This window comes from Azospirillum oleiclasticum (genome assembly GCF_013423485.1).
GTDB lineage: Bacteria > Pseudomonadota > Alphaproteobacteria > Azospirillales > Azospirillaceae > Azospirillum > Azospirillum oleiclasticum.
Genome location: NZ_JABFFR010000001.1, coordinates 204,922 through 218,951 on the forward strand (window position 1 = coordinate 204,922; position 14,030 = coordinate 218,951).

Consider the following 14,030-nt stretch of genomic DNA (forward strand, 5'->3'; position numbering starts at 1 on the left):
CTCAGTCCCGCCCCGGCTGTACGGCCGAATAGGGGAACAGCAGGTCGATGAAGCGCTCGGCGGTGGGCTGCGGTTCGTGGTTGGCGAGGCCCGGCCGCTCGTTGGCTTCGATGATGGCGTAGTCGGGGCCGCCGACGTCCGGCACCAGCAGGTCCAGCCCGGTGACCGGGATGTCGAGCGCCTGCGCCGCCTTGACCGAGGCCTCCACCAGCGCCGGGTGGAGCTGGTCCGTGACGTCGTGCAGCGTGCCACCGGTGTGAAGATTCGCGGTCTTGCGCACGGCCAGCACCTGTCCCTCCGGCAGCACGTCGTCCATGGCGTAGCCGGCGGTGCGCACGCAGCGCTCCGTCTCCGCGTCCATGGGGATGGTGCTCTCACCGCCGGTGGCGGCGGCGCGGCGGCGGCTCTGCGCCTCGATCAGTTCGGCGATGCTGCGATCGCCGGTACCGGTGATCTCTGCCGGGCGGCGGATGGCGGCGGCGACCACGCGATGATTGATGACCAGCACCCGCAGATCCTGCCCCTCGACGAGCTGTTCCAGCAGGACCGTGTCGCAGACGCGGCGCGCCCGCTCCACCGCCTCGGCCAGCGTGTCGGGGTCGCGCACGTCCACGGTGATGCCGTGGCCCTGTTCGCCGCGCAGGGGCTTCACGACCACGCGCCCGTGCCGGTCCAGGAAGGCGCGGTCCTCCTCCGGCGTCCCGGCCGTCGTCTGGTCGGGCACCGACAGGCCGGCGGCGGCCAGGACGCGGCGGCTCACCGCCTTGTCGTCGCAGCGGCTCATGGCGATGGCCGAGGTGAGCTCGCTCAGGCTTTCCCGGCACACAACGCTTCGCCCGCCGAGGCTGAGGCGGAAGTAGTTCGCCTCGGCGTCCAGCACCTCCACCCCGATGCCGCGGCGGCGCGCCTCGTTGATGATGATCATGGCGTAGGGGTTGAGCGGCGTGTCGGTCGGCGGACCGGCGAACAGCTTCTCGTTGATGGAGTTCTTCGTTTTCAAGGCGAACACCGGAACCCGTTGGAAACCCAGCTTCTCGTACAGCGCGATGGCGCTGGCGTTGTCGTGCAGCACGGACAAATCCATGAAGCTCCGCCCGCGCGACCGGAAGCGCTCTGCCAGCGCGCCGACCAGAGCCTCGCCCACTCCTGGGTAGGCGGCCTGCGGATCGACCGCGAGGCACCACAGCGAGGAGCCGTTCTCCGGATCGTGGAAAGCGGCCGCATGGTCCACCCCGGTCACGGAGCCGATCACCTCAGACGTCACGACGTCGGTCGCCACCAGATGGGTCAGCGCGTCGCTCTCCCGCTGCGACCAGACGAACTCCGGGTCGACCTGCACCATGCCGCGGGCGCCGTAGATGCGGTTCACGGCGTCGACGTCGGCACGGCGGCGGAGCCGGTGCACGTCGAAGCCGCGCGGGTGGCGGCGGGCGCGCCAGCCGGCCAGCCGCAGGCGGAAGGTGTGGGACGGGTCGAGGAACAGCTCGTGCGGCGCCTGTGAGAGGACGACGTGCGGGTCCTCCAGATACATGGCGATGTCGCGGCGGCCCGGCTTCTCCTGCCGCATCGCCTCGATCAGGTCGGCCGAGGACGCGAAGGTGTGAGCGAAGAGCAGCCGGCCCCAGCCGCATTCGATGGCGGCGTTGGTCTTGCGCGCACCGGGCGCCTGTGGCGGCGGGGCGGGGAGCGAGCCCAGGCGGTCGCGGTCGAGGCGGAACGCGCGGCGGGTCATCGTCGGGGCCTCAGATGCCATGGGTCTGCAACCAATATTCGAGAAGGGCGACCTGCCAGAGCTTGGAGCCGCGCAGCGGGGTGATGTGCCGGTCCGGTTCGGCCAGCAGCCGTTCCACCTCCGCCGGCTCGAACAGGCCGCGCGCCTTCGCCGCGGGGGCGTGCAGCACGTCGCGGACCAGGTCCAGGTAGGGGCCGCGCAGGTACTTCAGCGCCGGCACGGGGAAATAGCCCTTGGGGCGGTCGATCACCTCCCACGGCACAACCTTGCGCGCGGCCTCCTTCAGCACATGCTTGCCGCCGCCGCGGATCTTCAGCTCCGGCGGGACGCGGGCGGCCAGCTCGACCAGATCATGGTCGAGGAAGGGCACGCGGCCCTCCAGCCCCCAGGCCATGGTCATGTTGTCCACCCGCTTCACCGGGTCGTCCACCAGCATGACCGTGCTGTCGAGCCGCAGCGCCTTGTCCACCCCGCGGTCGGCGCCGGGGCGGGCGAAGTGGCGCTCCACGAAGGCTCGGCTGACGTCGCTGCCGGCCCGGTATGCAGGGCCGACGATCCGGTCCATCTCCGCTTGGTCGCGGTCGAAGAAGACGCGGGCGTAGGCGCTAACCGGGTCGGCCACCTCCATCAGCGGTGGGTACCAGTGGTAGCCGGCGAAGATCTCGTCGGCCCCCTGGCCGGACTGCACCACCTTCACATGGCGCGACACCTCCTGCGACAGCAGGTAGAAGCCGATCGCGTCGTGGCTGACCATCGGCTCCGCCATGGAGCGCACGCAGCCTTCCAGCGCCGGCAGGGCGCGGTTGCTGTCGATGAACAGCTTGGTGTGGTCGGTCTCGAAGCGGCGGGCGACGATGTCGGAATATTGGAACTCGTCGCCGGCCTCGCCACCCACCGTCTCGAAGCCGATGGAGAAGGTCTTCAGCCCGGTCTGCCCAGCTTCTGCCAGCAGCGCCACGATGACCGAGCTGTCCAGCCCGCCCGACAGCAGCACGCCCACCGGCACGTCGGCGACCAGCCGCCGCTCCACCGACAGGCGCAGGGTGGACAGCACCGCGTCCTGCCAGTCGGCCTCGCTCATCCGCTCGTCGCCGGGCGCCGGGCCGAAGTTCAGGGTCCAGTAGGTCTCCTCCCGCCGGGTGCCGTCGGCCTCGATGGTCAGCAGAGTCGCCGGGGGGAGCTTGCGCACGCCCTTCAGGATGGTCAGCGGCGCCGGCACCACGGCGTGGAAGCTCATGTAATGGTGCAGCGCTACCGGGTCGATGGACGTGTCCACATCGCCCGCCGCCAGCAGGGCCGGCAGGGTGGAGGCGAAGCGCAGGCGGCCCGGGGTCTCCGCGAGGTAGAGCGGCTTGATGCCCAGCCGGTCGCGCCCCAGCACCACCCGGCCGCTCTCGCGCTCCCAGATGGCGAAGGCGAACATGCCGTAGAGCCGCTCCACGAAGCGCGGTCCCCAGGCGTGATAGGCCTTGACCAGGACCTCCGTGTCGCCGTGGGAGAAGAACCGGTAGCCCTTGCCCTCCAGCTCCGTCCGCAACTGTGGGTAGTTGTAGATGCAGCCGTTGAAGACGATCCCGAGTCCCAGCTCCGCATCCACCATCGGCTGCTGGGCGGCGTCGGACAGGTCGATGATGCGCAGCCGCCGGTGGCCGAAGGCGACCCGTCCCTGCGCGAACAGGCCGTTGCCGTCCGGACCGCGCGGCGCCAGCGCCTCGGCCATCGCGCCGACGGCCGTTGCCGACGCCGCTCCGCCGCCGAAGTGGATTTCACCGCACAATCCGCACATCATTCGTCTCCCGAACCGTCTCCAACAACACCAAACACCCGGCCGGAACCTCCCTCCCGCCGGGGCATGCCATTTGACAACGCAAGGCAGCGGCGAAGGTTCATCGGAACGTGGACGAAAACTGGCTGTTGCCCCGCGGGTGCGAACGGCGCAATTCTGCGGCGTTCGGGATAGGCGACGAGGTGGCGAGGGTCATGGACGCGGAATCGATCAAGCGAGCCTACAAGCGCTACGCCGGCATCTACGACGGCGTGTTCGGGCCGCTGCTGGCCTCCGGACGGCAGGCCGCCATCGCGCACATCAACAAGCGCGGCGGCCGGCGCATCCTGGAGGTGGGCGTCGGCACCGGCGTGTCGCTTCCGGCCCACCGCGCCGACAACCGCGTCGTCGGCATCGATCTCTCCCACGACATGCTGGAGGTGGCGCGCGGGCGGGTGGAGCGCGAGCGGCTCGACAACGTCGATGCGCTGCTGGAGATGGACGCCGGCAAGCTCGCCTTCGCCGACAACAGCTTCGACGTGGTGGTGGCGATGTACGTCATGACCGTGGTTCCCGACCCGCAGGGCACCATGGCGGAGCTGGAGCGCGTCTGCCGGCCCGACGGCGAGATCCTGATCGTCAACCACTTCGCCGCGACCGAACCCGGCCCGCGCCGCACCGTGGAGCGCTGGCTGGCGCGCTTCGCGCCCAAGCTTGGCTGGCACCCCGACTTCACGCTCGACAACCTGCTCGCCGGCACCGGCGTGACCGCCCGCACCATCGCCACCGTGCCGCCCTTCGGCCTGTTCAGCGTGCTGCAAATCCAGCGCGCGGCCGAAGCGGCGGGCTGACGGCCGGCATCCTTTCCCGTCACCAGCCCCCATCACCAGATGGTGCGCGCCAGCCGTTCGCCGCCGCGCACCAGTTCCCCGAAAACCCGCCGTGCCTCCACCTCGTCCGTCCACTGGACATCACGGCGGGACTCGCTGCCGTCTGTGCGGTCGTCGCGGGTTTCCAGGACGGCGAAGCGCCCCTGCCGCTCGACCGACCGGAAACTTCCCTGCTCCTCGACGATACGGCCCTCGGTCATCACGGCGACGCTCCCTGTCGTGTCCTGTTCCAGGGGACAACCGCGGACACTGCGGAAGGTTGCCGGGACGGCGTGCAGCAGCGGGTCATTCGAAGCCTAACTTTTCGCCGGCTTTCGGTACGATTTTATGCAATCCCGCACTTCCAACGCACCATGCTGCCCATGACCGTTGGGTTTCATGGATGGTGCGATCCTTGCATTGCAGTGCGGTAAGGTCCGGCAACGTCGTCGGGACCTTAAAAATCCCATCGTGGGGATCCGTTCGGGCCGGTTCGTTCACACGCCGGCCGGTGGTCCATGCGCGCCGCGGGGGTGGTTTCATCCTGACGGTGGCGCGGCTTGTCCGAACCCACGCTTGTGCAGGGGGTGCCCCCGTGTCGAACAAGGAACTGCTCCTCGCCGCGCGCTATCTGGTCAGCGCGAAGCACCGTCGACTGATGAACCTGGAACGCCTGCACGTGGTCTCCGACCTCGTGGCGGCCATCAGTGGCCTGATCCATGACTTGCAGAAGGAGCGCGGCGCCTGGAACGTCTATCTGGGCAGCGGCGGCCGCATGTTCGGCGACGAGATCGCCCGCCAGGGTGAACTGTGCACGGAGCGTGAGCAGGCCGTGCGCGCCTGTTTCGAGGCGCTGGACAGCTCGCCGCACCGGGCTGCCATCTTTTCGCGCATCGGGGTGATCCTGCGCGATCTGGACAGCCTGCCGGCCCTCCGCCGGGACGGACGTGCCCTGAGATTGACCACCCGCGACACCATCGCCGCCTTCTCCCTGATCATCGGCAACCTGCTGGCGGTGGTGTCGGAGGCCAACGACGTGACCGCCGACGCCGACATCTCGCAGCGGCTGATCGCGCTGTTCAACTACATGCAGGGCAAGGAGTTCGCGGGGCAGGAGCGGGCGACCGGCGTCGCCGCCTTCTCGGCCGGGCGTTTCGACACCACCCAGCACCGGCGCTTCCTCAGCCTGATCTCGGCGCAGAACCGCGCCTTCCAGATTTTCGCCGACCACGCGCCCGCCGACCTTCTCGCCGCGCACCGCACGGCGATGGACGGTCCTTGGGCCACGTCGTTCGACCGGATGCGGCGGACCGCGCGCGACGTCGGACTCACCGGTCCCTTGGACGCGGTCACCGGCCCGGCCTGGTTCGACCTCGCCACGCAGCGCATCAACGCCATGAAGGGGGTGGAGGATCACATCGCTGTCGATCTCCGCCGCCTCTGCGCGCTGCGCCTGACGGAGGCGGAGGCCGATTTCCGGGCACCGGTGCCGGGCGGCCTGCGGGTGCGGATCGCGGTGTCCATCGACCGCCGCCGGCTGGTCGCCCAAGCGCGCCGTGACCGCAGCCTCGCGGTCGGCATGCGCGCCATGACCGGGCTCGCGCCGGGGGCCCCGGCCTGGGTCGCCACCGCGATCCGGCTGCACCGGGGCGGGGCCGACGATGTGGAAACGCTGGCCGCCCAGCAGCGGGAGGAGCGGCGCCTTGAGGAGGAGCGGCGGCAGACGCTGGAGGACGCGGTGCACGACTTCGGGGCGACCAGCGAATCGGTCGTCGCGTCGCTGGCCGGGATGGCGCACCGCATGAACGAGAACGCGGCGCGGATGACGGAGAACGCCGGTGCCGTCAACCGCCGCGCCTCCAGCATGGCCGAGGCGTCACGTGACTCGCTGGCCGGCGTGCACACGGTCGCGCGGGCGGCGGAGGAGCTGGCCGTCTCCATCGGGGACCTGAACCGGCAAGCCGACCAGAGCCTGCGCATCACCGCCGACGCCGTCACCGAGGTCTCCCGGACGAACGAGGCGACCGAGGGGCTGCGCGCGGCGGCCGACCGGATCGGCGAGGTGGTCGGCCTGATCCAGTCGATCGCCAGCCGCACCAACCTCCTGGCGCTGAACGCCACCATCGAGGCCGCCCGCGCCGGAGAGGCGGGCCGGGGATTCGCGGTGGTGGCCGGTGAGGTGAAGGCGTTGGCCAATCAGACCGCGCAGGCCACCGGCGACATCGTCCGGCAGGTGGAAAGCATCCAGTCCGCGTCGTCGGCCGTGGTGGGGACCATCGGCACCATCCGCGGCATCGTCGCCAGCATGGACGACACCATCGGCCGGGTCGCCTCGGCTCTGACCCAGCAGCAGGCGGCAACCGGGCGGATCGCCGCGACCATCCAGCAGATCGCCGCCGGGGCCGGGACCGTGGCGACCGGGGTCGATGAGCTGGCGGGAGCCGCCGCCGACAACGGCACCATGGCGGGGCAGGTGCTGGAGGCGGCGCAGGAGCTGGAAACCCTGACCCGGACTATGAGCGGCAACCTCGGCGGCTTCATGGCCAAGGTCCGTGTCGGGACGTCCGGGATTTGACGCCCGCTCCTTGACGCCGGGGAGCCCTGCCGGGAGTCGGGCTTGTCGACCACACCCCCGGACGCGCTATCTGTTGGTGCGAGCGGGGGACCGGACGGTCCCGACACGGAAGGGTTCGATATGACGCAGACCAGAACGCTGTTCGACACGGTCACCATCGGCGGGCTCACCCTGCCCAACCGGGTCGCCATGGCGCCGTTGACGCGCAGCCGCGCCGACCACACGACGCTGGCGCCCACGGCGATGAACGCCACCTACTACGCCCAGCGCGCCACCGCCGGGCTGATCATCAGCGAGGCGACGCAGATCTCGCGGCAGGGGCAGGGCTACGCCTTCACGCCGGGCATCTACAGCCAGGAGCAGATCGCCGGCTGGCGGCTGGTGACCGAGGCCGTGCGTGCCAAGGGCGGTCGCATGTCCATGCAGCTCTGGCACGTCGGGCGCATCTCGCATCCCGACCTGCAGCCGGGCGGCGGGCTTCCGGTCGCCCCGTCCGCCGTGAAGCCCAACATGAAGGCGTTCACCGCCGACGGCTTCAAGGACATCCCCGCACCGCGCCCGCTCGACATCGGCGAGATTCCCGGCATCGTCGAGGATTACCGCCGCGCCGCCCGCAACGCGATCGAGGCCGGCTTCGCCATGGTGGAGATCCACGCGGCCAACGGCTATCTGATCGACCAGTTCCTGCGCGACGGCACCAACACCCGCACCGACGCCTATGGCGGCAGCATCGACAATCGCATGCGCTTCCTGTTCGAGGTGGTCGAGGCCATCACGGCCGAGATCGGGGCGGCCCGCACCGGCATCCGCCTGTCGCCGCTCAGCCCCAGCAACGACGCGCAGGAGAGCAATCCGCCCGCGATCTTCGGACCGGTCATCGAGCGGCTGAACGACCACGGGCTCGCCTATCTGCACATGATCGAGGGCGTGACCCGCAGCCCGCATCCGGGCTTCGGCGGTCTGCTGGCCGAACTTCGCGCCAAATGGCGCGGGCCCTACATCGCCAACAACAGCTACACCCGCGCGCTGGCGATCGAAGCGGTGGGGAGCGGGCACGCCGACATGGTCGCCTTCGGCCGTCCCTTCATCGGCAACCCCGATCTGGTGGAACGGCTGCGCCGCGACGCGCCGCTTGCCGAGTCCGATCAGGCGACCTTCTACGGCGGCGACGCCAAAGGCTACATCGACTACCCGCCGATGGACGCGGCCTGACGAAAAAAAAACCCTCCCCCATCGTCGGACGGGGGAGGGTTCGTTGCAAGGCCGGTGGTTACGCCGCGATCGGCTGGCGGGCCTGAGACGGCTGGCCGGCCGGGGCGGACTCGACGGTCGCGGCCGGGGCCGGCAGCGGGACCTGCGCCTCGCGGGCCGGGAGCATGTCGCCGACGGCGAGCGCCACCGCGATCAGGTTCGGCAGGGCCATGGCGGCCAGCAGGAACGACCACAGCTCCAGGGACAGGGTGCCCAGCGGGTTGGCGAGCGAGGCGGTCACCGCCGACGCCAGCAGCGCACCGGAGAGGATCGCTTCCGGCCGGGCCGAGAAGCGGCCGGGGGCCCGCTTGCCGCCCTTGGCGGTGACGCGGAAGGCGTCGCGCCGGCGGACGAGGCCACGTAGGGCGGCGAGCGCCACCGTGGTGGACAGCGCCATGCCGACGGCGCAGGCGCCCAGCGATTCCTTCCACGTGTTGCCCGACGCGAAGCGCGAGGCGGCGAGGCTGGAGCCGGCGCGCAGCAGCAGGGCGGCGAGCACGCCCGCGGTGGCCTCCACCGGCGGCAGGTGCAGCGGGAACACCAGCGACGCGAAGGTCCAGACGATGGCGGCGGCGGCGGCGAACAGGCCCACCGCGTCGGACCACCAGCGGCCCCAGTTGGTCAGGTAGCCGACCTTCTGGCGCAGGGTCAGCGCGGTCGAGCCGGGCAGGAACTTGCGCCAGTGGGCGCGCATGATCTGCGTGGAGCCGAACACCCAACGGTCGCGCTGCTTGCGGAACTGCATGAAGTTGTCGGGAGCCAGCCCGGCGCCCAACCGCTCGTCGGTGTAGGCGGCGCGGTAGCCGGCGGACAGGATGCGGATGCCCAGCTCCGTGTCCTCGCAGATGCCATGCTCCGACCAGCCGCCGACGCGGTCCATGGCGGCGCGGCGCAGCATGATCATGGTGCCGTGGCAGATGAAGGCCTGCGACGCCAGACCCTCCTGCATACCGACGTCGAAGAAGGCGCGGTATTCGGCGGTCATGGCGGCCTTCAGGGCCGATTCATGGCCGTCGCGGTGCTCCTGCGGGGCCTGCACGATGCCGACCGACGGATCGCGGAAGGCCGGCACCAGCTTGCGCAACCAGTCGCGGGCGACCGTGTAGTCGGCGTCCAGCACGGCGACGATCTCGGCCTCGGGCGACGTGTGGCGGAGCGCGGCGTTCAGCGCACCGGCCTTGTAGCCCGCGATCGTCGGGTACCAGTGGAACTTGAAGCGCGGGCCGAGCTGGGCGCAGTGCTCCTCCACCGGGCGGACGAGGGACTCGTCCTCGGTGTTGTTGATCAGCACCACCACCTCGAAGTTCGGGTAGTCGAGGCGGGCGAGCGCGTTCAGCGTGGCGGCCAGCACGTCCGGCTGCTCGCGGCAGGCGGCGATGTGGACCGACACCATCGGCGCCTCGTCAGGCACGATCGGGGCGTCGTTGAGGGCCAGAAGCTGCGGCGCGCGGCCGGTGAACAGGCGGCGCACCACCTCGGTCAGGTCGGCGAAGGCGACGCTCAGCATCAGGGCGCCCAGCAGGAAGGCGGAACCCCAGGTGGTGGCGGCGCCGAAGGTGAGGTATTCACCCGAGGCCCCGATCACCGCGATGCCGACCGCGGCACCGATCAGGTTGGCGCCGATGCCGGCGGCCAGCGCGAAGCTCACGCCGGTGCGGCGGCGGAAGGCGACGAAACCGGCCAGCAGAGCGCCCAGCACGACCGCCACGGCGGCCCCCATGCGCTCGCCCTGGGACGCCGGGACCGCACCCGCGAGCGGCCATTTCGGCGCGCGATCGGCGTCGAGCACGCCCCAGCTCGGGCCCGGCGCGCCTTCGATGGTGGTCTTCCACACCCCGTCGAAGGCCTCTACCACGTTGTAGGCGATGCCGAGCATGCCGGCTTCCATGGCGAAGTTGCGGACCACCTCGGCCTGCGCCTCGCGCGAGGGGTAGGCGTCGTGGAAGTTGTTGCCGCCGCTGGGCCAGCCCACCTCGCCCACGAACAGGGGCTTGCCGGGGTGCGCCTTGCGCACGGTGTCCAGGCGGTCGCGGATCCAGGTGAGCGCGTTCTGGACGGGCACGCCTTCCCAGTAGGGCAGCACGTGGACGCCCATGAAGTCGGAGGCGTCGATGGTCTCCTTCGCCTTGACGATCTCCGACCAGACGTCGGCGGTGCCGACCTGGATGCGGGCGGGCAGGGCGGCGCGGACGCGCTTGATGTAGGCGGCCAGCTCCGCGTCGGTCACTTCGGCGCGCAGCAGCGCCTCGTTGCCGACCACCACCCGGTCGATGCCGCGGACGCTGTAAGCCAACTCGATCGCGCGGGCGATCTCGCGCTCGTTGCGGGCCTTGTCGTCACTGATCCACAGGCCGAGCGTCACGTCCAGCCCCTGACGGGCGGCGATCTCCGGCACCTCGCCCTGGGACCCCAGCGAGGAGTAGGTACGCACCCCGTTGGCGAAACCGGAGATGGCGGACATGTCCCGCTCGATCTCGATGGTCGGCACGATGGGATTCTCGTTCGGGTCGTAGTCGCGGCCCGACGGCGAATAGGAGACGGATTCGATCCTCCCCGGTGCCGCCTCGACGGGCACGGGTGCGTTGCGCCAGGACCAGAAGGACACGTGCCCGGCGGTCACGGCCAGCAGGGCGGCGGCGATCACGAGGGATCGCTTCGAACGCTTCGGAGTGCTCATGGGTGCGGATCAGGGAGGTTGTTCGGACGGGAGTGGCGCGGCCACTCGACAACGCCAAGAACAACGGGCGCCGAAAATTATTCCAGCCGATGCGTCAGAACGGGTGTCCCAAGTCAGCCTTTGACCGCGCCCGCGGTGAGCCCTGCGACAATGCGCCGCTGGAAGGCCAGGACGAGCGCGATCAGCGGCACCGTCACCACCACCGACGCCGCCATGATGTGGCCCCAGGGCAGCTCGTACGCGCTGGCGCCCGACATCGAGGCGATGGCCGGGGGCACGGTGCGGCGGTCGGCGGTCAGGGTGAAGGTCAGAGCGAACAGGAACTCGTTCCAGGCGGCGATGAAGGCCAGCAGCCCTGTCGATACCAGCGCCGGTCCGAGCAGCGGCAGGAAGATGCCGAACACGATCCGCCAGGGTCCGGCCCCGTCCACCAGGGCGGACTCCTCCAGCTCCCGCGGCATGGAGCGCATGAAGGCGGTCAGCACCCACACCGTGAAGGGCAGGGTGAAGATCAGGTAGGTGAGGCCGAGGCCGGTCAGGCTGTTGTAGAGCCCCAGCCAGCGGATCACCTCGAACAGCCCCGACAGCACCGCCACCTGCGGGAACATCGACACCGACAGCACCGTCAGCAGCAGCAGGCGCCGCCCGCGGAACGCAGCGCGCCCCAGCGCGTAGGCTGCGGTGACCGACAGGCCCAGCGACACGGTGACCACCCCGGTGGCGACGGCGAGCGAGTTCAGGATGTTCCGCCCGAAGGGCTGCACGGTGAAGATGTCGCGGTAGTTGGTGAGGCTCGCATGACCGGGCCACAGCGACGGCTCGAACAGGGCGCTGCCGGTCTTCAGCGACGACACGGTCGCCCACAGCAGCGGAAAGGCGCTGTAGGCCACGATGAGCGTGACCAGAAGCCACAGCCCCGCCCGGCCGATCAGCCGCACGGCCCTCACCGCTCCGGCTCCCCGTCGCCCAGCCGCAGCCGTCCGGCGGTGATGGCGAGTGCGGTGACCAGCGCCACCACCAGCACCAGCGCGGAGGATGCGGCGGAGCCGTAGCCCACGTCCTGGAACTCGATCAGGTGCTGCCGGGCATAGACGGACATGGACATGGTCTCCCGGCTGTTGCCGGTGAGGACGTACATCAGGTCGAAGACGCGCAGTGCGTCCAACGTGCGGAAGATCACCGCCACCATGACCGCCGGCCAGACCAGCGGCAGGGTGATGTCCAGGAAGACCCGATGCGCCGGCACCCCGTCCACCCGCGCAGCCTCGTAAAGCTCGCCGGGGACGAGCTGGAGTGCCGCCAGGATCAGCAGCGTCATGAAGGGGGTGGACTTCCACACATCCACCGCGATCACCGCGGGCAGGGCGAGCGCCGGGTCGGCCGTCCAGGCCAAGGGGGCGGCGATCAGGCCGAGCGCCAGCAGGATCGTGTTCACCACGCCGTAGAGGTCGTGCAGCATCCACGCCCACATCTGCGCCGACACCACGGTGGGAATGGCCCAGGGGATCAGCACGACGGCGCGCAGCACGCCGCGCAGCGGCAGCCGGCGGTTCAGCACCAGCGCCAGGGCGAAGCCCAGCGCCGTCTCCAGCGTCACCGACACGCCGGCGAAGAGCAGCGTGTTGCCGACCGCGCGCCACCACACCGGATCCAGCCCCAGCCAGTAATAATTCTCCAGCCCGATGACGGCGTGGTCGTCCAGCGTCGCCAGCGTGGCGTCGGTCAGCGAGAACCACAAGGTGCGGGCCAGCGGCCAGCCGGCCACCAGCGCCAGCACCGCCGCCATGGGAAGGACGAACAGCGGAACGGCGCGCCGGCGCATGCGCTCCACAGGACCGTCGGTGCCCGTCCCGCCGCTCACCAGCGACCGCCGCGGCTGATCCGCCAGAGCGTGCGGTCCAACTCCTCCATGGCGTCCTGCGCCGGCTGCCGGCCGGACAGCGCCCCGTGCACGGCGTCCCGGATGGCGGCGGACGCCTGGGTGTAGCGCATGCCGGCGGCGCGCGCCGGCCGCGCAATGGCGGTGTCGACCGCGCGCCGCACCTCCGCGACGAAGGGCTGGGCGGCCAGGATCTCCGGGTCGTCGTACAGGGCGCGGATGGTGGGGTTGTAGCCGCCGGCGATGGCGCGCCGTTTCTGCTCGGTCGGGCCGGTCAGGGCGACCACCAGATCGGCCGCCGCGTCACGGTTCGGGGAGTTGTCGTTGACCGCCAGCATCTGCCCTCCCAGCGCGCCGCTCGCCCGGCCGCCGGGGCCGGCGGGCAGGGGGGAGACGCCGACCACGCCGCGCACCGGGCTGTCGGCGGCGTTGGCGAGCGGCCAGGCGTAGGGCCAGTTGCGCATGAACACCGCGTTGCCGGACTGGAAGACGCCGCGCGCCTCCTCCTCGGTGTAGTTGAGCACGCCGACCGGGCTGATGGTCCCGACCCAGCCGGCGGCCATGGCGATGGCGTCCACCACTGGCGGCTCGGTGACGGTCACCCGCCCGTCGGGCGCGATGAAGCCGCCGCCGAAACTGTCCACCCATTCCAGCGCGTTGACGGTCAGCCCCTCATAGGCGCGGCCCTGCCAGACATAGCCCCACAGCCGGTCGCGGCCGGCGGCACGCTCCCCCCGCTGCACGATGCGGGCGGTTTCCTCCAACTCGGCCCAGCTCTTCGGCACGGCGCGGCCATAGCGGGCGAGCAAGTCGGTGCGGTGGTAGAGCAGACCCACGTCGGTGAACCAGGGCAGGGCGACCAGCCGGCCTTTGACGGTCGCGTTGTCGGCCAGCGGTTTGAGATGGGCGTCCAGCGTGCCCGGCGGCACCCGCCCCGACAGGTCCGCGAGATAGCCGGCCAGCAGGCCCGGCCACACCACGTCGATCTGCAACACGTCGATGTCGCCGGACCCGGCGGCCAGAAGCTGCTGGTAGAGCGCCAACTGGTCGCCGGCCGCCTTGGGCATGGCGACGAAGCGCACGGTGTTGCCCGACCCCGCGGCCCAGGCCTCCGCCCCCTCCCGGCACAGCCGCTGGCCGATGCCGAGGGCCGAGCAGGCGACGGTGATGGTGGCGGCCTGCGGGGCGCCGGTGACGAGGGCCGGGACAGCGATCGTCAGCGCGGTGGCGAGTGCGGCGATGGGGCGGGTTGCGGCCATGTCCAAGGCAACGGGGGGGCGTG

10 protein-coding genes are annotated in these 14,030 nt (G+C 70.8%); 3 read left to right on the forward strand and 7 right to left on the reverse strand.

Annotation, left to right across the window (positions count from 1 at the left end; translation table 11 throughout):
* Position 1 precedes the first annotated feature (1 nt).
* Both ngg and HL658_RS00935 read right to left on the reverse strand, forming a co-directional pair.
* Positions 2-1,753 (reverse strand): N-acetylglutaminylglutamine synthetase, encoded by a 1,752-nt coding sequence (gene ngg, locus HL658_RS00930; protein ID WP_211109631.1) that lies wholly within the window; start codon positions 1,751-1,753, stop codon positions 2-4.
* A complete protein-coding gene (locus HL658_RS00935; protein WP_180280021.1) occupies positions 1,743-3,518 on the reverse strand; it encodes an N-acetylglutaminylglutamine amidotransferase in 1,776 nt (591 codons plus the stop codon). Before HL658_RS00935 ends, ngg begins: the two co-directional genes overlap by 11 nt.
* 194 nt (positions 3,519-3,712) lie before the next feature.
* Between HL658_RS00935 and HL658_RS00940 the strand changes: the two genes are divergently transcribed.
* The gene (locus HL658_RS00940; protein ID WP_180280022.1) at positions 3,713-4,348 is read left to right on the forward strand and encodes a class I SAM-dependent methyltransferase; all 636 of its coding nucleotides are present in this window, start codon (positions 3,713-3,715) and stop codon (positions 4,346-4,348) included.
* Positions 4,349-4,380: 32 nt separating this feature from the next.
* Here the strand turns inward: HL658_RS00940 and HL658_RS00945 are convergent, their stop codons facing one another.
* Positions 4,381-4,587, reverse strand: coding sequence for a hypothetical protein (locus HL658_RS00945; RefSeq protein ID WP_180280023.1), 207 nt, complete (start codon positions 4,585-4,587; stop codon positions 4,381-4,383).
* 374 nt (positions 4,588-4,961) lie between these two features.
* On the opposite strand from HL658_RS00945, the gene HL658_RS00950 reads away from it, so the two are divergent.
* Both HL658_RS00950 and HL658_RS00955 read left to right on the forward strand, forming a co-directional pair.
* The gene (locus HL658_RS00950; protein WP_180280024.1) at positions 4,962-6,941 is read left to right on the forward strand and encodes a nitrate- and nitrite sensing domain-containing protein; all 1,980 of its coding nucleotides are present in this window, start codon (positions 4,962-4,964) and stop codon (positions 6,939-6,941) included.
* A gap of 120 nt (positions 6,942-7,061) precedes the next feature.
* Complete coding sequence (locus HL658_RS00955) at positions 7,062-8,153, forward strand: alkene reductase (RefSeq protein ID WP_180280025.1); 1,092 nt, start codon at positions 7,062-7,064, stop codon at positions 8,151-8,153.
* Between the two features lie 58 nt (positions 8,154-8,211).
* On the opposite strand, the gene HL658_RS00960 is transcribed toward HL658_RS00955, so the two are convergent.
* The 4 genes from HL658_RS00960 to HL658_RS00975 all read right to left on the reverse strand — a co-directional run bounded on the left by HL658_RS00960 (position 8,212) and on the right by HL658_RS00975 (position 14,007).
* A complete protein-coding gene (locus tag HL658_RS00960) occupies positions 8,212-10,869 on the reverse strand; it encodes a glycosyltransferase (protein ID WP_180280026.1) in 2,658 nt (885 codons plus the stop codon).
* A gap of 113 nt (positions 10,870-10,982) precedes the next feature.
* Positions 10,983-11,816, reverse strand: a complete 834-nt coding sequence (locus HL658_RS00965) for a carbohydrate ABC transporter permease (protein WP_343054976.1) — start codon at positions 11,814-11,816, stop codon at positions 10,983-10,985.
* Positions 11,813-12,730: a carbohydrate ABC transporter permease gene (locus HL658_RS00970; protein ID WP_343054977.1), complete on the reverse strand. Its 918-nt coding sequence runs from the start codon at positions 12,728-12,730 to the stop codon at positions 11,813-11,815. The genes HL658_RS00965 and HL658_RS00970 overlap by 4 nt, the downstream gene beginning before the upstream one ends.
* On the reverse strand, positions 12,727-14,007 hold the full coding sequence (locus tag HL658_RS00975) for an ABC transporter substrate-binding protein (protein ID WP_180280027.1): 1,281 nt from the start codon (positions 14,005-14,007) through the stop codon (positions 12,727-12,729). The genes HL658_RS00970 and HL658_RS00975 overlap by 4 nt, the downstream gene beginning before the upstream one ends.
* Between the last annotated feature and the right edge of the window lie 23 nt (positions 14,008-14,030).

Excerpts from the sequence above, each read along its gene's own strand:
- HL658_RS00935 (WP_180280021.1), bottom strand. The coding sequence starts at position 3,518 with ATGTGCGGATTGTGCGGTGAAATCCACTTCGGCGGCGGAGCGGCGTCG.
- HL658_RS00960 (WP_180280026.1), bottom strand. The coding sequence starts at position 10,869 with ATGAGCACTCCGAAGCGTTCGAAGCGATCCCTCGTGATCGCCGCCGCC.
- HL658_RS00945 (WP_180280023.1), bottom strand. The coding sequence starts at position 4,587 with ATGACCGAGGGCCGTATCGTCGAGGAGCAGGGAAGTTTCCGGTCGGTC.
- ngg (WP_211109631.1), bottom strand. The coding sequence starts at position 1,753 with ATGGCATCTGAGGCCCCGACGATGACCCGCCGCGCGTTCCGCCTCGAC.
- HL658_RS00955 (WP_180280025.1), top strand. The coding sequence starts at position 7,062 with ATGACGCAGACCAGAACGCTGTTCGACACGGTCACCATCGGCGGGCTC.
- HL658_RS00975 (WP_180280027.1), bottom strand. The coding sequence starts at position 14,007 with ATGGCCGCAACCCGCCCCATCGCCGCACTCGCCACCGCGCTGACGATC.
- HL658_RS00940 (WP_180280022.1), top strand. The coding sequence starts at position 3,713 with ATGGACGCGGAATCGATCAAGCGAGCCTACAAGCGCTACGCCGGCATC.